Origin of the sequence: Methylophaga nitratireducenticrescens (assembly GCF_000260985.4) — a bacterium.
Lineage (GTDB): Bacteria > Pseudomonadota > Gammaproteobacteria > Nitrosococcales > Methylophagaceae > Methylophaga > Methylophaga nitratireducenticrescens.
On the sequence record NC_017857.3, the window covers coordinates 1,578,280 to 1,596,085 of the forward strand.

The following is a 17,806-nucleotide window of genomic DNA, read 5'->3' on the forward strand; positions in this document are numbered from 1 at the left end:
GAATATTCCTTGTCTGACTCTAGCTGAGTGTCCGGATATAACGCATTGTGAAGAAACCATAAAACGCCTATGTCAGATAAAAATGAAAAACTTAAGATTGCTCTGTTAAATATTCATGGTCTTATTCGTGGTCATGATCTCGAACTTGGTCGAGATGCCGATACTGGCGGTCAGACACTGTATGTGCTTGAGCTGGCTCAGGCTCTGTCCGAGCAGGAAAAAGTCGGTGAGGTTTTATTGATTACCCGGCGAGTCGAGGATGATGAGGTTTCCCCTGATTATGCCCAGCCCATTGAAGTGCTTAATGAAAAATTACGTATCATTAGGATTGATGCTGGACCTGAAGAATATCTGGCTAAGGAACAGATCTGGGAACATCTGGATACTTTTGCAGATAATCTGGTTGTATTTTTCCGTGAGCAGGAAATTTTACCGGATATTTTGCACAGCCATTATGCCGATGCGGGGCTAGTCGCTTCACATATTGCTAACCAGCTTGGTATCCCTCTAATACACACCGGTCACTCGCTGGGACGTGTCAAACGCAGAAGACTGCTGGCCAGTGGCTTAGATATTGCTCAATTGGAACAGCAATACAAGATGACTCAACGCATTGAGGCAGAAGAAATTACGCTGGCCACAGCAGAGAGAGTGATTACCAGCACGCATCAGGAAATAGCAGAGCAGTACGAGTTATATGATCATTATCAGCCAGCTCAGATGCGTATTGTGCCGCCTGGAACAAACATACAGCAATTTACCCCGCCAGATGGTGATGAGCTGCAGAGTGATTTGTTCAAGCGAATTACGCAACATCTGAGCTCACCAGAAAAGTCCATCATTCTGGCTTTATCTCGTCCGGATAAACGTAAAAATATTGTCAGTTTGATTGAAGCTTACGGTCAGTCCGAAGTATTACAGCAACATGCCAATATTTTGATTATTGCTGGTAATCGGGATGATATTGATGATCTGGAACGTGGTGCACAGGAAGTGTTTCATGAACTACTGGTCGCAATTGATCGTTATGATCTGTATGGCAAAGTCACTATTCCAAAACATCATCGTCGTGATGAAGTGCCGCTGATTTACCGTATAGCAGCCGCAACCAAAGGGGTATTTGTTAACCCGGCACTGACAGAGCCTTTTGGCCTTACCTTGATTGAAGCTGCTGCCAGCGGCTTGCCAATTGTTGCCACCGAAGACGGAGGCCCCCGAGATATCATGGCGAATTGTCTGAATGGTGAATTAATTGATCCACTGGAAATTTCCAGTATCAGTACCGCGATAGAGAAACTGTTACTGGACGAAGCTTATTGGCAACAATGTCAGCAAAACGGCCTCAAAGGCGTCACTGAACATTATTCCTGGGAAGCGCATGCAAAACGCTACCTGGAAATCATTGAACCGATAGCGGCACGCACTGAAAAATTACTGCGTCTTCCAGTTGAGCGGCGAGAAATGGGACGGGATGAAAGAGCACTGGTCACCGATCTGGATTTGAACCTGATCGGTGATGATGAATCCTTGCAGACTTTGCTTGGTCTGCTTCGGGACCATCGTAAAAGTACCAAATTTGTTATTGCTACCGGTAGACGGCTGGATCAGGCGTTAAAACTAATGAAAAAACACCGTATTCCCGAGCCGGATATTCTGATTACCAGTAGTGGCAGTGAGATTTATTATGCACCCAAACTAACACCGGATACGGCCTGGACCAAACATATTGATCATTTGTGGTTGCCCCATCGGGTGACTAAGTTGCTTGATGATATTCCGGGTTTGGAACGCCAGCCCAAGTCAGAGCAGAGTCAGTTCAAGTTGAGTTATTACATCAATCCGGAACAGATCGATATTGATGCCATCAAATCATTGTTGCACCGTGAGGAGTTATCGGTACATGTTCAGCTTGCCTTTGGTCAGTATCTGGATATTCTGCCGCTCAGAGCATCAAAAGGGATGGCGCTGAGGTTTGTTGCAGATCGCTGGCAAATGCCGCTGGAACGTATCTGTGTTGCCGGTGGCAGCGGTGCCGATGAGGATATGATGCGGGGCAACACACTGGCCGTGGTGGTCGCAAACAGGCATCATGAAGAACTGTCACAGCTGGAAGATTTTTCACATATCTATTTTGCCCATAAGCCTTATGCCGCAGGCATTATGGAAGCGATTGAATATTATAATTTTTTTGAAACCACTTCTGAACAAGCAACAGGTTCAAATTAAATGAGTGCAAGATTATTACTTTGTACCGATATGGATCGCACTGTCATACCGAACGGAATGCAGGCTGAACATCCCAATGCACGCAGGCGATTCCGAAAGTTCTGTCAATTGGAAAATGTTTGTCTGGTATATGTTACGGGCCGCCACCGGCAATTGGTCGAAAAAGCTATTCGCACCTATAGCCTGCCGCAGCCGGATTATATTATCAGCGATGTGGGAACCAAAATATTCCAGTACAAAGATAAACGTTGGCAGGAAGTACAGAGCTGGTGTGATGAAATTGCCAAAGACTGGAATGGACAATCACATTCTGATTTGAAAGCCTTGCTGAGTGATATCAAAGATCTGCAACTGCAGGAGTTCAGTAAGCAAAACACCCACAAACTGAGTTTTTATCTGCCGCTCTATCTCAATAAGGATGCTGTAATTGCACAAGTGCATAAGCATCTGCAAAAAAATGGAATTAACGCTTCGGTAATGTGGAGTATCGATGAGCTGACGAACGTTGGTTTACTGGATGTGTTACCGGAACATGCCACTAAACTGCATGCCATCGAATTTTTGCAAAGCCGTTTGGTGTATCAGGATACCGAGGTGGTTTTTGCTGGGGACAGTGGTAATGATATGCCGGTTTTAGCCAGCCCGATACAATCCGTGGTGGTCAATAACGCCTCAGATGAAATCAAAGCCATGGCACAACAATTAGTCGCAGAAAATGGTCACCCGCAGTCGCTCTATATTGCTGTTGATCCAGGCCCGTTGGGCATGAATGGCAATTACAGTGCAGGGGTATTACAAGGTGTTTGGCACTATGCCGAAGGATTCAGAAACCAACTTGAATCGGGAGACAATACATGAGCCAGCAGTCCGCGCTAGCCATATTTGGTGAGGTATTATTTGATTGCTTTCCCGATGGCGAGCGAAAGCTGGGCGGAGCACCTTTTAATGTTGCCTGGCATTTACAAGCCTTTGGAGATTCTCCGGTATTCATTTCCAGAGTTGGCGATGACGAGTCCGGCCAGCAGATCCGCAATGCGATGCAAAATTGGCAGCTTTCTACCGAGGGACTGCAAACGGATAATAAACATCCCACGGGCGAGGTTCAGGTCACTTTGCAGGGCAGCGAACCTTCATACGATATCAGGGCTGACCGAGCTTATGATTTTATACAAACAGCAGAGCTGCCTGGTTTGCGTAATGATGCCATTGTTTATCACGGTTCTCTGGCGTTAAGAAATGCAGTATCGAGAGATGCTTTTGAGTTTCTGACCCGCCCAAAATCCGTCTCGATTTTTATGGATGTGAATTTACGTTCACCCTGGTGGAGCAAGGAAGATATTTACAAATGTCTGGAACTTGCGAAGTGGTGCAAGCTGAATCAGTTAGAATTGAATGAGCTCGGCTTTAATTCAGCTGATTTGCAGCAGGATATGACCCGGATGCAGACCCATTTTCAGTTGGAACAACTGATCGTGACACGGGGTGAGGAAGGGGGTATCGTGCGCTGCAACGATGGGACTTTTTATGAACAGAAACGGGTTGCTGCAGAGCAGCTGGTTGATACTGTGGGAGCAGGAGATGCTTTCAGCGCGATGTATATTCACGGGTTGTTAGCCGGGTGGCCAGTACAGAAAATTTTATTGAATGCCCAGCAGTTTGCCAGCAAAGTGATAGGATTACGGGGAGCGGTCAGCGAGGATCCTGCTTTTTATTCTGAGTTCACATAACCACACAACCAGAATTATCCGATTCTTTAATCAGGAAATTACATGTACGAACAGCAATCTCATTCTCTTCTGAATGCTATCCTGAATCAGATTGAACCCGAATTTTCCAAACACGATCTGCGTTATTTCTATACGCGGCTGGGTGCCAACTTTTATGCCATTCATTCATTATTTGAAAGGCTATATGGCAAGCGGCCTGACTTTGCTGAACAGGCACAGCGCCTGGTTGAGACACTTGCCAGACAATATATTGATCGGTCAGAAGAATTACGTGCCAAGGATATAGAGCGGGAACAGGATTACAACTGGTTTCTCAGTCAGAAGTGGGTTGGCATGGCGCTGTATTGCAATGGGTTTGCCAAAAATCTGCAAGGCATGCGTGAGCATCTGCATTATTTTCAGGATCTGGGTATCAATCTGGTACATGTCATGCCCATCATGAAATGCCCTGAAGGTAAAAGTGATGGTGGATACGCCGTCAGTAATTTCCGTGAAATTGATCCCCGCGCAGGTGACCTCAACGATCTGCGTGGTTTGGCTGATGATCTTCGTCAACGCGATATGCTACTGGTCATGGATGTGGTGTTAAATCACACCTCTGACCAGCACGAATGGGCACAGAAAGCGCGTGATGGTTATTCGCCTTATCGCGAGTATTTTTATACCTTTGAAAACCGGCATGTTCCGGATATGTTTGAGCAAAGCATGCCTGAAGTATTTCCGGAAACGGCTCCGGGTAATTTTACCTGGAACAAGGAAATGCAACGCTGGGTGATGACGGTATTTAACGATTATCAATGGGACTTGAACTACAGCAATCCCACAGTATTTATTGAAATGCTGGATATTATCCTGTTCTGGGCCAATCAGGGTGCCGATATTGTGCGGCTGGATGCAGTGGCCTTTTTATGGAAAAAGATCGGCAGTACCTGCCAGAATGAACGCGAAGCCCATCTGATTTTGCAGCTAATGAAAGACTGCTGTCAGGTAACCGCGCCAGGCGTGTTGTTTATTGCTGAAGCAATTGTTGCACCAGTAGAAGTGACTAAATATTTTGGTGAAGATGCGGTCATCGCCAAAGAATGTGAAATTGCCTATAACGCTACATTTATGGCGTTGTTATGGGATGCAGTGGCCACCAAAAATGCCCGATTGCTGAATCAGGGAATTAAAAGTCTTCCGGTAAAACTGGAACGCGCTACCTGGTTAAATTACATACGCTGTCATGATGATATCGGTCTGGGGTTTGATGATAAGGATATCGAGCTGGCAGGATATGAGCCACGCGATCACAGACGATTCTTGATCGACTATTTTACTGGTCAATATGCTGATTCACACGCCAGAGGCGTGCCATTCGGCCAAAATGATAAAACCGGCGATGCCCGTATTTCAGGGTCTTTGGCCTCGCTGGTGGGGCTGCAGTATGCCGTTGATATCGGAGATGAGCAGGCTATTGATGATGCGATACGTATCATCGTGTTATTGCATAGCTTGATTCTGTCATTTGGTGGGTTGCCGTTACTTTATTACGGCGATGAAATCGGCACGACAAATGATGAAAGTTATCGCGATGATCCGGTCAAAATGGATGATTCACGTTGGGTACATCGACCGTTCATAGACTGGCAAAAAGCTGTACAGCGAAATGTACCGGGTACGGTTGAATATCTGATTTTCAATCAGTTGAAGACACTCATTGCGGTGCATAAAGAACTGGATGCATTTGCTGATTTTAATAATCGGGATTTGGTCGAGGTAGATAACCCGCATTTGTTTGTTTTTGAGCGTTATCATCTGCAAAAACCTGCCGATAGGGTATTGGTTATTGCTAATTTCGATAAACGATCTCAGCGCCTGGATTTGGATCAGTTACCCAGATGGTCACAATCGTATCAGGGACATCTGGTTGACGCTATTACCGGTCAAAGCCCCGAGAAGTTTGGCAACACGGTGGTGGTCCCACGCTTTGGTTGTTATTGGTTAACCGAAGTCTAAATAAATCTTTAGAATTTACAGTTATCATCCTCACATGACTTACTGCCGAATAATCGGGCAATCGGGTGACGAAACCGGGCGAAAAACAGATAGGCCAAATCTGCAAACCAGCGAATTACCGGCCAGCGTAGGATCTGCAACCAGCGATGATGACCTACAAGGCCCCAGGCTTTAGCTGTCACATCCTGCCCGGTAATGATTTGGCCATTCGCTAATTCACCATGCAGTCGTTTATCGGCGCTGACGACATCAATGTAGGGATAACGAGAAACAAAGTCAGTGGCGTAAATATTTTCAAAATGAAGACGTTGCATAGTATCCAACTGCTTTAACAAGCTAATTTCTCTAGCGCACAAAGGGCAGTTGCCATCAAAAAATACTGTCAATTGATGCATTTTGTTTTCCCGAATGAAAGTTGATGTCAATCTGACGTTTTGATGCCAGCATAGTTCTGAAACATCGAACCTATATCTCTCTATGCAGTCTCTGAACTGTCAGCTTTTTACCCCAATGGAGTTTCGAACCCTATGACCACAGGATTATTCTGGTTCACCAATGATCTGCGACTGCAGGATCAGCCTGCATTATGGAAAATGCAGTCGGTTGATAAACTTATCTGTGTGTTTTGTCTGGATCCACAGTGGTTCAGACCAAATGGGTTGAACGCCAAAGCTATGGGGGAGCGTCGTTTCCAGTTTTTAGTAGAGTCATTAAAGGATCTGCAACAACAGCTTCAGCATGCTGGACAAGTACTGATTATCAAGCAACAAACCCCACATCTGGCACTGACCGAATTAATCAATAAATACAACGTCGATATTATTGCCCGTAGTCAGCATGCGGGCGTTTATGAAAATCGTCACTGGAAGCTGTTACAACAACAATTTCCGGATCGTAAATTCATTACAGAGCCAAGCCACACTTTATTTTCTGCTGATGATTTATCCTTCCAACTCAATCAATTACCAACGTCATTTACCCAGTTTCGTAAACAGGTAGAAGATTTAGCGTTGCCCAGGCCTATGTCGAGTCCTCAGCAATTGCCGCCACCGCCCGGACCAATAGCTATTGATGAGATTAACCAGCCGGTATTGGAACCCTCAAAGTTTACTGGAGGGGAAACGGCGGCACTAAAACACATCAATGATTATTTCTCCACTGATCTGCCAGCCAATTACAAAACTGTCCGAAATGAACTTGATGGTTGGACCAATTCCACCAAATTTTCTCCCTGGTTGGCGTTAGGCTGTCTTTCTGTCAGACATCTGGCCGCCAGGCTCAAAAACTATGAACAGACTAATGTCAGTAATGATTCGACTTACTGGATTTATTTTGAATTACTGTGGCGGGAATATTTCCAATGGTATGCCCATTGTTATGGCGCCAGACTATTTCGCTTTAACGGAATAAAAAATAGCAAAAGTCGTCGCTGCTATTACCCTGAACGTTATCAGAAATGGTGTAACGGTAATACGCCATATCCGCTGGTCAATGCCTGCATGAAACAACTTAATGCTACGGGTTATATGTCAAACCGTGGACGGCAGATCGTTGCCAGTTGTTTTGTTCATGAGTTGAATCTGGATTGGCGTTTTGGAGCCGCTTATTTCGAGCAGCAACTCATTGACTATGATGTCGCTGCCAACTGGGGCAATTGGCAATATATTGCTGGAGTGGGGGCCGATCCTCGAGGTGGAAGGCAATTTAATATTGAAAAACAAACCCGGCAATACGATCCAGAGGGTGAATTTATCCGTCACTGGCAGGGAGATATTGATATTATCCCGCTGGATTCAGTCGATGCGGCTGACTGGCCCATTATGCCTCCACCTAAAAAATGACCCGTCAATTAATCAATGTCGTCTGGTTTAAACGTGATTTACGTTTATCAGACCATGCAGCCTTGCATGCTGCCTGTGAACAGAATTTACCCATTTTATTGTTATATATTGTGGAACCGTCGCTGGTGGATGATGCGCATTACAGCCTGCGTCATTGGCGATTTGTCTGGCAATCATTACAACAGTTGGATCAGCAGCTGATAATAAAAAATGGCAATGTTGTGGTGGTAGAAGGTGAAGCGGTAGCTGTATTTGAACAATTACAGCAGCATTATCAGATTGATACTGTTTTCAGCCATCAGGAAATAGGTCTGAACATCACCTATGAATGAGATAAAGTTCTCAATAAAAAGTTTAACAAGTAGCAAATTATCTGGAATGAATTTCCACAGAGCACAGCAACTCGTTTGGCCCGGGTGTTTCTGGATTGTGAGCCGGATATTCATTATCCACAATTACAAATGCAGGCAGGGGTTACGGGTACCAACACCATTCATATTTATAATCCAACCAAACAAACCGAAGAACAGGGCCACGAGGGAAAGTTCGTCAGTGAATGGTTACCCGAACTAAGTGATTTACTCAATGAAATTATTCACCAACCATGGGAAGTCACGCCATGGAGGAAATGATGTTAAATTTTCAGTTGAGGAGAGATTATCCGTATCCCATTGTTGATATCAAAGATACCTCAAAACAAAGCCGGGATCGTTTATGGTCATGGCGTAAACGTGAGGATGTGTAACGTGAAAATCAACGTATACTGCGTCGTCACATGCGTTTAAGCAGTCGTTAACAGATTCGAATTGCCAGCATGCTGTTTCACCCCTGATAATAACACTATAAATTCCTCAATATTTTTTCCGGAGAACATATGACACTTGCCTTTGCTGCGGTGATATTTGGTTTGATTTTATTAGTATGGAGCGCTGATCAATTTATTGATGGTGCTGCAGTTTCTGCCCGGTATTTCGGTATGCCGCCGTTACTCATCGGCATGGTGATAGTAGGTTTCGGTACTTCAGCACCGGAAATGGTGGTCTCTGCATTGGCCGCAACCCAAGGTAATCCTGGCCTCGCTCTGGGTAATGCTTATGGTTCAAATATCACCAATATTGCGTTAATTCTGGGCCTGACCGCAGTACTCAGTCCGATTGCAGTGCATTCACAAGTGTTGCGCAAAGAGTTGCCGATTCTAATCGCAATGACTGCTTTGGCTGCCTGGCAGTTAGCTGATGGTTCATTGTCGCGCCTGGATGCCGGCGTGTTAATTGTGGTGTTCTTTATGTTGATGGGTTGGACCATTTATCAGGGCATGCAGAAATCACCGGATGCATTTGGTACCGAAATTGAAGCTGAATTTAATACAGAATCAATGAGCTTGAAAAAAGCGCTAATTTGGTTATTTATTGGTCTGGTTCTTTTGATTATCAGTTCACGAATTTTGGTCTGGGGGGCAGTAGAAATTGCCGTAGCGTTTGGTGTCAGTGATTTAATTATTGGTTTGACCATCGTGGCCATCGGAACATCATTACCCGAGCTGGCCTCATCACTGATTGCTGTAAAAAAAGGCGAGCATGATATTGCGCTGGGTAATGTTATTGGTTCAAACCTGTTTAACACTTTGGCTGTAGTGGGTATCGCAGGCTTGATTCATCCTTTTGGTGTTCCAGCACAAATACTCACACGGGATATTGCCGTTATGGCGGGTCTGACCATAGCGATATTTATCTTTGGCTTTGGTCTGCGCGGAAGACAAGGGCGCATCAATCGCGTTGAAGGTAGCGCATTAATGCTTGTATTTGTCGCTTATACAGCCTATCTCATCAGCACGATTGTGACTTAAGCGAAAATTAGCAGCAGTTTAAATTGCTATGAATAATGGTGGCCTGAGGCCTTCTCAGGTCACCATATATCTTATATTTGGGCTTAGGTTAGCGGGTCCACATTCTCAATCCTGATTACTATCTGGTTTATATTAATTTCCAATGATTATTTGTCTTATTCGACAGCCAAATAATATTGTGACTTGCATCACATAAATATTTATAAGATACTTCCGCTCTTAAGTGTTTGATTACTAAGGATTGGGTATGAAGACGGGGCTGGGGGAGGTAGACGATCAATGTCTGCAAGTCGTATTGGACATAATCAGCGATGGTGTGTGGGATTGGCATGCAAATACCGGATACGTTTATCGTAGTCCCGGTTGGTTCAGAATGTTGGGGTATAACGCCGCCACTCTCCCTGCTAGCGTAGCATCCTGGGAGCAAAATCTGCACCCAGAAGATCATCAACGTGTATTGGCTCACTTCGATAACTACATTCATAATCATAGCAGTTCATACCAGATTGAATACCGTCTGAAAAAGGCTGATAACAGTTATTTGTGGATAGAAGACCGCGCCAGAATTATCGAATGGAATGAAGATGGTTCTGTTGCAAGAATGATTGGCGCCCATCGGGATATCAATGAACGTAAACTCAATCTGGATCGATTGGCGCAACAAAATCATTCACTGGAAGATCTGGTTGAAGAACGCACACACCAGCTGATTCAAACCAACGCCGAACTGGAAAGCAAAATTGCCGAAGTTCAACGCCTCGCTGAAACAGACACACTCACTGGTGTAGCCAACCGATATCGTTTGGAAAAAACATTGGAGCTGGAAGTCGAACGGGCTGAGCGTTTCAAGCAACCACTCTCAATAATTGCCCTGGATATCGATGATTTTAAAATCGTAAACGATGAGTTTGGCCATGCCAATGGAGACATGGTATTGGTTCAAATGAGTCGTTTATTGAAAAAGAATATTCGCGAAATCGATTTGCTGGCACGCTGGGGCGGTGATGAGTTTATGATTCTGCTACCAAATACTGCGCTGGAAGCAGCGGCCCATACTGCTGAAAAATTAAGACAATTGATCGTGGATGCCAAATTGGATAAACGCGCTACCATCACCACGAGTTTCGGGGTAGCGCAGTTGCGTCAGGGCGAATCAGCGATGCGGTTGTCGATCCGTGCCGACAATGCACTTTATCATTCTAAAGATTCCGGAAAAAACCGTATCAGTTCTTAATCAGCATTATTGCTGGAGAGCTTTTTTCTCCAGCAAGTCAAAATGACTGATAAGCAACGATCATGCATAATGCTTTTCCAATCACCTTACCGGGTTATATCTTCTTAATGCTATGCATTGCTGTTTAAGCAATAACCCAGTTCTAAACCAGTCTTGCCCAGAGGTCATGCTCATCGGCCTCTTCAAATTCCACCTCAACAATATCTCCCACTTTTAAATGGGTGGCGTGATCGATAAAAACCTGGCCATCAATCTCAGGAGCATCAGCACGACTACGCCCGACGGCACCTTCTTCAACGACTTCATCAATAATCACAAAATCGCGTTTCCCAACTTTTTGTTGCAGCCGGTCGGCACTGATTTCCGCCTGTTTTGCCATAAACCGGGCCAGACGTTCCTCTTTAATCTCTTCAGGCACTGGATCGGCTAATTGGTTTGCCACTGCACCATCAACAGGCGAGTATTTAAAAGCACCAGCTTTATCCAACTGAGCCTGATCAAGAAAATCCAGCAACTCTTCAAATTCAGCTTCAGTTTCACCGGGGAATCCCACGATAAAGGTACTGCGAAGCGTGATTTCCGGACAAATTGCCCGCCAGGCCTGGATGCGTTCCAGATTATTTTGTGATGAAGCCGGACGTTTCATTAATTTGAGGATACGTGGGCTGGCATGCTGAAACGGAATATCCAGATACGGCAGGATCTTGCCTTCAGCCATCAGTGGAATTACATCATCCACATGCGGGTAGGGGTAAACATAATGCATGCGTACCCAGATCCCGAGTTCACCAAGAGCTTTGGCCATGGTTGTAAAGCGGGTTGCAATTTTCTCACCCTGCCATTCATATTCAGCGTATTTCAAATCGACACCGTAAGCACTGGTATCCTGCGAAATAACCAGAATTTCCTTTACGCCAGCGTCAGCTAGACGCTTAGCTTCAGCTATTACTTGATTCACCGGGCGACTGACCAGATCGCCTCGCATAGAGGGGATAATGCAGAAGGTACAGCGATGATTACAGCCTTCAGAAATTTTCAGATAGGCGTAATGACGGGGAGTCAGCTTGATGCCTTCAGGCGGCACCAGACTAATAAACGGATCATGAGGTTGTGAAAGATGTTTGTGGACAGCACCGACAACTTCTTCCAGCGCATGTGCACCGGTAATTTCCAGCACCTGCGGGTGCTTTTCACGGATGGTATTGTCACGGCTGCCCAGACAACCGGTCACAATAACTTTGCCATTCTGGGCAATGGCTTCACCAATACTTTCCAGTGATTCATCAACGGCAGAATCAATAAAGCCACAGGTATTGACCACCACTAAATCAGCATCATCGTAATTGGCGGAAATTTCATAACCTTCTGAACGTAATTTGGTGATGATACGTTCGCTATCAACAAGTGCTTTTGGGCAACCGAGACTAACAAACCCGACCTGAGGAGCTTTCATACGCGTAACCTGTAACTGGGAGAGAAAAGCCGGTTATTCTATCCTGTTTATTAGGATCTTTCATGGCGGCTTCTGCGATGACATTGAATTTTTAGCGGCACCTGAGTAGATAGCAATTTTATACAGTTGAATCAAGCAGAATTAATTATGTAATTTGTTTGTCAGCATTTAACTGAGCATAATTTGTACATAGATAACATGCCCAAGGTGATTATGATGATAAAAGCGATTTTATTTGATATCTGCGGTGTATTGCATGTTGATAATGAGCCGGTAGCTGGTGCTATTGAAGCGATTCAGCTGGCTCGGGACGAGCAAATAGTGGTGCGCTTTGTAACTAATACTTCCCGAAGCACCAGCACGGACATGTTGCAGTCACTGTTGCAGATGGGTTTCGATCTGAGTGTTGAGGAAGTGCTGACCGCTCCCGGCGCAGTAAAGTTAGCGTTACAGCAACGCAATTTGCGTCCATACTGCCTGGTCCATGAAAAGCTGCGCCCGGAATTTGCCGATCTGGATCAAAGTTCTCCCAATGCTGTGGCCATTGCCGATGCCGCCGAGGGATTTAATTATGCGAACATGAACCGGGCATTTCAATTGGTGATGGATGGGGCTCCGCTGCTGGGTGTTGGATTGAACCGTTATTTCCGGCAAAACGAACAGTTACAGTTGGATGCTGGCCCCTTTATTGCGGCACTTGAGTTTGCCTGTGATGTGGAAGCCGAGATTTTAGGCAAACCGGCAAAAGCCTTTTTCCAGACGGCAGTGGAATCTACTGGTTTTGCTGCTGAAGAAGTACTGATGATAGGTGATGATGCGTTTGCTGATGTACAAGGTGCCTTGGCGGCAGATTTAAGAGGCTGTCTGGTGCAAACCGGAAAATATACACCGGGAGACGAAGATAAAATTCGTCATCCCGGTGCATGGGTATTACCTTCCGTGGTCGAGGCAGTAAATCAGGTGGTAAAACCGACTTATGCCTATTCGAATAAATAGGCGCCATATCCGACGACGCTTTCTTTTTTGCGGACGATATCACCGGAATTACTTAACGCCATGATTTGACCGGACATATTTGCATTGCGGGCATACTCAAGAAAGCCGCGGATGGCATCACAGCCACAGGCATGAAATTTATCAATATCGTGATTATCCATGCTGATAATAGCCTGTGAAGTATATTGGTCTATCTTGCGTGCGGTTTCATAATCCAGGTAGTGACTCAGGTCAGAACTGATCACAATTAACGATTTAACATCCTGGGTTGCCGTACCCAGAACATCGGCAATCAGTGAAGAATTTGCTTTGCCAGTGAGTAAAGGCACAATTTCAAATTGGTTAAGCGAATATTGCAAAAAGGGTAGCTGGACTTCCAGACAATGTTCGTTGTCATGCGGGCTTTCGTAAGTTTCAACACCTTTAATGCGGCTTAACTGGGGGTAAATTTTTTTATCCACCGCCACACTGCCTATCGGCGTAGCAAAATAATCCGCCTCGCTCATCGCAATGCCTTTAAAATCTGTACGATGCGAGGGACCAATTAAAATGACCCGCTCAATATCATCAGCTACTTCCATTAAGGACTGATAAGCCTTGGCAGCGACTTGACCGGAATAGAAGTAGCCTCCATGCGGAACAATAAGTGCTTTTGCATGATGGTGAATGTGGTCTGAGGGCTTATCAAACTGTTTGGCCAACAAGTCTTCAAGCTCTGTTGAACGGGCGGGATAATACAAACCTGCAACTGCACTGGGGCGAATCGAAATCATTGTTTTTATCCTCAACTCTTGGGTCTGTTTACCTTTCATAACCACCACTGCTGGAGACTATTTTTCCGTCCAACAAGGCGGAAATGATGCGATGTAGTGTTCTACATAATTCATTTCCAACGCAGTAGGGCGGAAAAATAGCCCCAGCCCTGCGGGTTGTGTCTGAAAAAGCGCCACTCTGCGTTGCTCGTTGCTTATTTAGAATAACTAAAAGGCGCTCCTCGCGCCTTGATTGGTCTATTTTCAGTCACAACAGAGGCGGAGATGAAAAATCAACAAGCCCTAGGCTTGGATGATTGAGTATTCGCTTCGCAATATGGATTTTCAAGCAAGGATTTAGCTGTAAAAAATGATCAATACCCGGAAACCTGATGTGTCGGGCATTGAGCACTTGCGGGAAATTTTCCCGAAATATAAATGTGGTACAGATGAGACATAGTGGTGCGCAAACTACTTATTTTTCAATAGTTTATGCTTCACCCTTTTGTAGCAGTATTTCATATTCTTCCATGGTAATAATGCCACCTTCCAGAGCCACTTTAGCTTTTTCGTCATCGTCGATAACGTCTTGAACAGCATCAAGCCGCTTCCAGACAGGTAATGGTGTCTGGCTTTCTACCTTGGGAACATAACGTGACTCATTGATACGTTTGTAACGATGTATATAGCGTGGACAATTCTGAAACATCTCTTCAATGGTGACTTTGACCACCAGTTCGGCTTCGTGGAATAAGGCCAAGTCGGCTGGATCACGACTCAGTTCGGCAGTGCCATGAACTCGAACCCGATGCGGGGTCTCAAAATCAATAAACAACATACCCACTTTTTTATTGGCATCAATATTCCCCATCGACAGATACATGCCATTACCATCCAGACTGGGAAATGCGAGAGTTTTTTCATCAAGAATTTTCACAAGTCCAATATCCCCCCCTTTGTGGGAACAGGTTGGAAAACCACGGTGATCAACTGTTGACAGAAAAAAGAAATCCTTATTTTCAATGAACTCACGGTGCTGTTCAGTAATATAATCGGTAATAATGGCTTCACCGACCCTGTCGGCGAGTTTTTCTTTGTTGAATTCCTGTTGTAATTGTCGATGCTGGGCACCATAGAATTTTGTCATATATTTGCTCTCATTAAGATAATTAATTGTTTTTGTAGTGAATGATAGTTGAGCATTGTCTCTACGAGCTGTCAAATAGTTCAACAATGCAGCCAAGGTTCGTTACACGAAAAATAATGTTGCAAATAAGCAATCAGAATCTGACTGCGCCTAGGCAAATAGCGGGTTTGTGGGTAAACCGCGAAAATGCCAACCTCGTTGTCATACATATAGTCACGCAATATGACCTGAAGATTTCCTGATTGCACAGCCTGATAACAGAGAAAATCGGGAGAGAAGATAATGCCCTGGCCTGCAATGGCTGCATCACACAGAAAATGACCATTATTAGCTGAAAGCTTGCCCTGCAAATGCAAACTGATGGGGCTGCCATCCTGTTGAAACTGCCAGGTTTCAGAGGTATTACGATAATGCAAAATAGCATGGCCATTAGTCAGATCGGTAGGAATGACAGGCGTGCCATGATAGGCCAGATATTCTGGGCTGGCACAAACCAGTAGTCGGGTAGACGAGAGTTTTTTTGCCATTAAGGTTGAGTCATCCAGCCTGGCGATACGTATTGCCAAATCAAATCCATCAGCAATCAAATCAACCTGTCGATCATTAAAATCAATCGACATTTCAATCAGTGGATGTAATTGCTGAAATTGCTGTAAGGCCGGACCCAAATGCATTAACCCAAAAGATACCGGAGCTGAGATTCGTAACTTGCCGCTGAGTTCGGCTTCAATGTCGGATATCTGTGCTTCCGCCTCTGCAATATCATCCAGTAATCGCAAACAATGCTGATAATAGCGGTGGCCGGCCTCAGTAAGTGTTTGCCGTCGGGTTGTGCGTTGCAGCAAGGTGACATTCAAACGTTGTTCCAAATCCTTTAGCCGTCTGCTGACGGCAGATTTAACGGTATCAAGCTGCTCGGCAGCAAGACTGATACTGCCAGCTTCAACAATCCGTTTAAAAGTTTGCATATCTTCAAGCTGGTTCATTGGCTTACCTTTTAATTGTTCTTTTTAAGTCAACAATAATTTCTTTATAGCATTGTTTATCAAAATTACAAGAACTATAAAATGGCACCGTAATGACGTAAATAATCTATAAGAGGAATTTAAAGATGAAACAGTTAAACGTATTACATATCAATGCCAGTAGCCGTTATGACGGCTCATTGACTCGTGCTGTCTCTACACAGTTGACCGATATTCTGGCCGGTCAATTTGAAGTGACAGTACAGCAACGTGATGTGGCATTGGGCTTACCGTTTATTAATGAAGAATGGATTAATGCAAACTTTACTGATCCCACAGAGCGCAGTGACGCGCAAAAACAGGCTTTAACGTTTTCCGATCAGTTGATTAATGAAGTTAAAGCTGTAGATGTATTAGTGATAGCGGTGCCAATCTATAACTTTGGTATACCGGCAGCATTGAAAGCGTGGATAGATCTGGTTGCCAGAGCACGTGAGACTTTTCGGTACACTGAGAATGGGCCCGAGGGCTTACTGGAAAATAAAAAGGTCTATCTGGTAATGGCTTCAGGTGGCGTGCCACTGGAAAGTGAAGTGGATTTTGCCAGTCAGTATCTGAAATTTTTTATGCAGTTTATTGGCATAAGCGATGTCACATTGGTGAATGCCAACCAATACTTTGAACAGCCGGACAGCAGCGGGAAATTAGCTGCGTTAATTGCGGCGTAAGGAGGCCATCATGGCACAACAACGTGAAGTGAAAAAATGGATTCGGGGTCAGATAACTTCGGATGGGGCGGGAGTATCGTTAAGAAGGTTAATTGCCTCGCATGAAATAGATATGCTGGATCCATTTTTACTATTTGATGCGTTTGGCAGTGAAAAACCTGAAGATTATATCGCGGGTTTCCCTCCACATCCACATCGTGGTTTTGAAACAGTGACCTATATGCTGGCAGGTAAAATGCGCCATGAAGACAGCGCGGGTAATGCGGGGGTGATTGAAAGTGGCGGCGTGCAGTGGATGACAGCAGGCCGCGGCATTATCCACTCGGAAAAACCGGAGCAGGAGGCCGGTTTACTGGCAGGCTTTCAGTTATGGGTGAACCTGCCCGCTGAGCAGAAAATGATGGCGCCACGCTATCAGGAAAAAGCTGCGAGCGAGATTGCAACCGAAATACGTGAAGCAGGTTTAACAATAAAAGTGGTAGCCGGTGAAACGGTTAATGGAACCAAAGGCGTTATCGATAACAGCTTCGTCGAACCAGTTTATTTTGTAATTGATGCGCCTGCTGGCAGTGTATTTGAAGACCATATTCCGTCTACTCATAATGCCTTTGTTTATGTAGCAGCAGGGCGGGTCAGTATTGGTGATAAACCGACTTCAATCGGTGCCTCGCAGCTGGCAGTATTAAAAGAAGGCGATGCGGTGAAAGTGGTGGCAGAACAGGACAGCACATTCATTGTGGTGGCTGGCAAACCGATTAACGAACCAGTGGAACGGGCAGGACCATTTGTGATGAATACCCGCGCCGAGCTGGAACAAGCCTTTGCCGATTATCGTCGTGGGCAATTTGCCTGATTTTTTAAGTCCGGAAACATCCGGGCTTTATTTTATTGAC

18 protein-coding genes are annotated in these 17,806 nt (G+C 45.0%); 13 read left to right on the forward strand and 5 right to left on the reverse strand.

All coding sequences use genetic code 11. The features are described from left to right. The first annotated feature begins 69 nt into the window (after positions 1-69). Genes Q7A_RS07635 through Q7A_RS07650 form a run of 4 tightly spaced genes read left to right on the forward strand, consistent with a single transcriptional unit; the run spans position 70 to position 5,951 of the window. Positions 70-2,226, forward strand: coding sequence for an HAD-IIB family hydrolase (locus Q7A_RS07635; RefSeq protein ID WP_014706763.1), 2,157 nt, complete (start codon positions 70-72; stop codon positions 2,224-2,226). Then, positions 2,227-3,084: an HAD-IIB family hydrolase gene (locus tag Q7A_RS07640; RefSeq protein ID WP_014706764.1), complete on the forward strand. Its 858-nt coding sequence runs from the start codon at positions 2,227-2,229 to the stop codon at positions 3,082-3,084. It begins immediately after the preceding gene. Then, positions 3,081-3,953 (forward strand): carbohydrate kinase family protein, encoded by an 873-nt coding sequence (locus tag Q7A_RS07645; RefSeq protein WP_014706765.1) that lies wholly within the window; start codon positions 3,081-3,083, stop codon positions 3,951-3,953. The genes Q7A_RS07640 and Q7A_RS07645 overlap by 4 nt, the downstream gene beginning before the upstream one ends. 42 nt (positions 3,954-3,995) lie before the next feature. After that, on the forward strand, positions 3,996-5,951 hold the full coding sequence (locus Q7A_RS07650) for an amylosucrase (RefSeq protein WP_014706766.1): 1,956 nt from the start codon (positions 3,996-3,998) through the stop codon (positions 5,949-5,951). A gap of 8 nt (positions 5,952-5,959) precedes the next feature. Here the strand turns inward: Q7A_RS07650 and Q7A_RS07655 are convergent, their stop codons facing one another. Beyond that, positions 5,960-6,346 carry a thiol-disulfide oxidoreductase DCC family protein gene (locus Q7A_RS07655; protein ID WP_014706767.1) on the reverse strand — a complete coding sequence of 129 codons (387 nt, stop codon included), beginning with the start codon at positions 6,344-6,346 and terminating at the stop codon, positions 5,960-5,962. 132 nt (positions 6,347-6,478) lie between these two features. Here Q7A_RS07655 and Q7A_RS07660 point away from each other — a divergent pair, with 132 nt between their 5' ends. The 6 genes from Q7A_RS07660 to Q7A_RS07675 all read left to right on the forward strand — a co-directional run bounded on the left by Q7A_RS07660 (position 6,479) and on the right by Q7A_RS07675 (position 10,872). Beyond that, positions 6,479-7,792 (forward strand): DASH family cryptochrome, encoded by a 1,314-nt coding sequence (locus tag Q7A_RS07660; RefSeq protein WP_014706768.1) that lies wholly within the window; start codon positions 6,479-6,481, stop codon positions 7,790-7,792. Further along, positions 7,789-8,124, forward strand: a complete 336-nt coding sequence (locus Q7A_RS15385) for a deoxyribodipyrimidine photo-lyase (RefSeq protein WP_041354451.1) — start codon at positions 7,789-7,791, stop codon at positions 8,122-8,124. The genes Q7A_RS07660 and Q7A_RS15385 overlap by 4 nt, the downstream gene beginning before the upstream one ends. A gap of 84 nt (positions 8,125-8,208) precedes the next feature. Further along, positions 8,209-8,424 (forward strand): FAD-binding domain-containing protein, encoded by a 216-nt coding sequence (locus Q7A_RS15390; RefSeq protein WP_238595967.1) that lies wholly within the window; start codon positions 8,209-8,211, stop codon positions 8,422-8,424. Then, positions 8,421-8,537 (forward strand): FAD-binding domain-containing protein, encoded by a 117-nt coding sequence (locus Q7A_RS15525; protein WP_238595887.1) that lies wholly within the window; start codon positions 8,421-8,423, stop codon positions 8,535-8,537. The genes Q7A_RS15390 and Q7A_RS15525 overlap by 4 nt, the downstream gene beginning before the upstream one ends. 129 nt (positions 8,538-8,666) lie before the next feature. Continuing rightward, positions 8,667-9,638: a calcium/sodium antiporter gene (locus Q7A_RS07670; protein WP_014706770.1), complete on the forward strand. Its 972-nt coding sequence runs from the start codon at positions 8,667-8,669 to the stop codon at positions 9,636-9,638. Between the two features lie 247 nt (positions 9,639-9,885). Further along, entirely contained in the window at positions 9,886-10,872 is a 987-nt protein-coding gene (locus Q7A_RS07675) for a sensor domain-containing diguanylate cyclase (RefSeq protein ID WP_014706771.1), read from the forward strand. Positions 10,873-11,014: 142 nt separating this feature from the next. Here Q7A_RS07675 and rimO read toward each other — a convergent pair whose 3' ends face one another. Further along, positions 11,015-12,325, reverse strand: coding sequence for a 30S ribosomal protein S12 methylthiotransferase RimO (gene rimO / locus Q7A_RS07680; RefSeq protein ID WP_014706772.1), 1,311 nt, complete (start codon positions 12,323-12,325; stop codon positions 11,015-11,017). A 213-nt stretch (positions 12,326-12,538) separates the two neighbouring features. Here rimO and Q7A_RS07685 point away from each other — a divergent pair, with 213 nt between their 5' ends. Then, on the forward strand, positions 12,539-13,321 hold the full coding sequence (locus Q7A_RS07685; protein ID WP_238595888.1) for a TIGR01458 family HAD-type hydrolase: 783 nt from the start codon (positions 12,539-12,541) through the stop codon (positions 13,319-13,321). Here the strand turns inward: Q7A_RS07685 and amrB are convergent. The 3 genes from amrB to Q7A_RS07700 form a co-directional block, all read right to left on the reverse strand. After that, on the reverse strand, positions 13,306-14,094 hold the full coding sequence (gene amrB / locus Q7A_RS07690) for an AmmeMemoRadiSam system protein B (RefSeq protein ID WP_014706774.1): 789 nt from the start codon (positions 14,092-14,094) through the stop codon (positions 13,306-13,308). The two genes, Q7A_RS07685 and amrB, sit on opposite strands and share 16 nt — an antisense overlap. 469 nt (positions 14,095-14,563) lie before the next feature. Continuing rightward, positions 14,564-15,220: a pyridoxamine 5'-phosphate oxidase family protein gene (locus tag Q7A_RS07695; RefSeq protein ID WP_014706775.1), complete on the reverse strand. Its 657-nt coding sequence runs from the start codon at positions 15,218-15,220 to the stop codon at positions 14,564-14,566. Between the two features lie 80 nt (positions 15,221-15,300). After that, complete coding sequence (locus Q7A_RS07700; protein WP_014706776.1) at positions 15,301-16,206, reverse strand: LysR family transcriptional regulator; 906 nt, start codon at positions 16,204-16,206, stop codon at positions 15,301-15,303. 125 nt (positions 16,207-16,331) lie between these two features. Here Q7A_RS07700 and Q7A_RS07705 point away from each other — a divergent pair, with 125 nt between their 5' ends. Together Q7A_RS07705 and Q7A_RS07710 are read left to right on the forward strand one after the other, a co-directional pair. Next, a complete protein-coding gene (locus tag Q7A_RS07705; RefSeq protein WP_014706777.1) occupies positions 16,332-16,913 on the forward strand; it encodes an FMN-dependent NADH-azoreductase in 582 nt (193 codons plus the stop codon). Positions 16,914-16,923: 10 nt separating this feature from the next. After that, positions 16,924-17,766 carry a pirin family protein gene (locus Q7A_RS07710; RefSeq protein WP_014706778.1) on the forward strand — a complete coding sequence of 281 codons (843 nt, stop codon included), beginning with the start codon at positions 16,924-16,926 and terminating at the stop codon, positions 17,764-17,766. Positions 17,767-17,806: the final 40 nt, after the last annotated feature.

Excerpts from the sequence above, each read along its gene's own strand:
- Q7A_RS07635 (WP_014706763.1), top strand. The coding sequence starts at position 70 with ATGTCAGATAAAAATGAAAAACTTAAGATTGCTCTGTTAAATATTCAT.
- Q7A_RS07640 (WP_014706764.1), top strand. The coding sequence starts at position 2,227 with ATGAGTGCAAGATTATTACTTTGTACCGATATGGATCGCACTGTCATA.
- Q7A_RS07645 (WP_014706765.1), top strand. The coding sequence starts at position 3,081 with ATGAGCCAGCAGTCCGCGCTAGCCATATTTGGTGAGGTATTATTTGAT.
- Q7A_RS07650 (WP_014706766.1), top strand. The coding sequence starts at position 3,996 with ATGTACGAACAGCAATCTCATTCTCTTCTGAATGCTATCCTGAATCAG.
- Q7A_RS07655 (WP_014706767.1), bottom strand. The coding sequence starts at position 6,346 with ATGCATCAATTGACAGTATTTTTTGATGGCAACTGCCCTTTGTGCGCT.
- Q7A_RS07660 (WP_014706768.1), top strand. The coding sequence starts at position 6,479 with ATGACCACAGGATTATTCTGGTTCACCAATGATCTGCGACTGCAGGAT.
- Q7A_RS15385 (WP_041354451.1), top strand. The coding sequence starts at position 7,789 with ATGACCCGTCAATTAATCAATGTCGTCTGGTTTAAACGTGATTTACGT.
- Q7A_RS15525 (WP_238595887.1), top strand. The coding sequence starts at position 8,421 with ATGATGTTAAATTTTCAGTTGAGGAGAGATTATCCGTATCCCATTGTT.
- Q7A_RS07670 (WP_014706770.1), top strand. The coding sequence starts at position 8,667 with ATGACACTTGCCTTTGCTGCGGTGATATTTGGTTTGATTTTATTAGTA.
- Q7A_RS07675 (WP_014706771.1), top strand. The coding sequence starts at position 9,886 with ATGAAGACGGGGCTGGGGGAGGTAGACGATCAATGTCTGCAAGTCGTA.
- rimO (WP_014706772.1), bottom strand. The coding sequence starts at position 12,325 with ATGAAAGCTCCTCAGGTCGGGTTTGTTAGTCTCGGTTGCCCAAAAGCA.
- Q7A_RS07685 (WP_238595888.1), top strand. The coding sequence starts at position 12,539 with ATGATGATAAAAGCGATTTTATTTGATATCTGCGGTGTATTGCATGTT.
- amrB (WP_014706774.1), bottom strand. The coding sequence starts at position 14,094 with ATGATTTCGATTCGCCCCAGTGCAGTTGCAGGTTTGTATTATCCCGCC.
- Q7A_RS07695 (WP_014706775.1), bottom strand. The coding sequence starts at position 15,220 with ATGACAAAATTCTATGGTGCCCAGCATCGACAATTACAACAGGAATTC.
- Q7A_RS07700 (WP_014706776.1), bottom strand. The coding sequence starts at position 16,206 with ATGAACCAGCTTGAAGATATGCAAACTTTTAAACGGATTGTTGAAGCT.
- Q7A_RS07705 (WP_014706777.1), top strand. The coding sequence starts at position 16,332 with ATGAAACAGTTAAACGTATTACATATCAATGCCAGTAGCCGTTATGAC.
- Q7A_RS07710 (WP_014706778.1), top strand. The coding sequence starts at position 16,924 with ATGGCACAACAACGTGAAGTGAAAAAATGGATTCGGGGTCAGATAACT.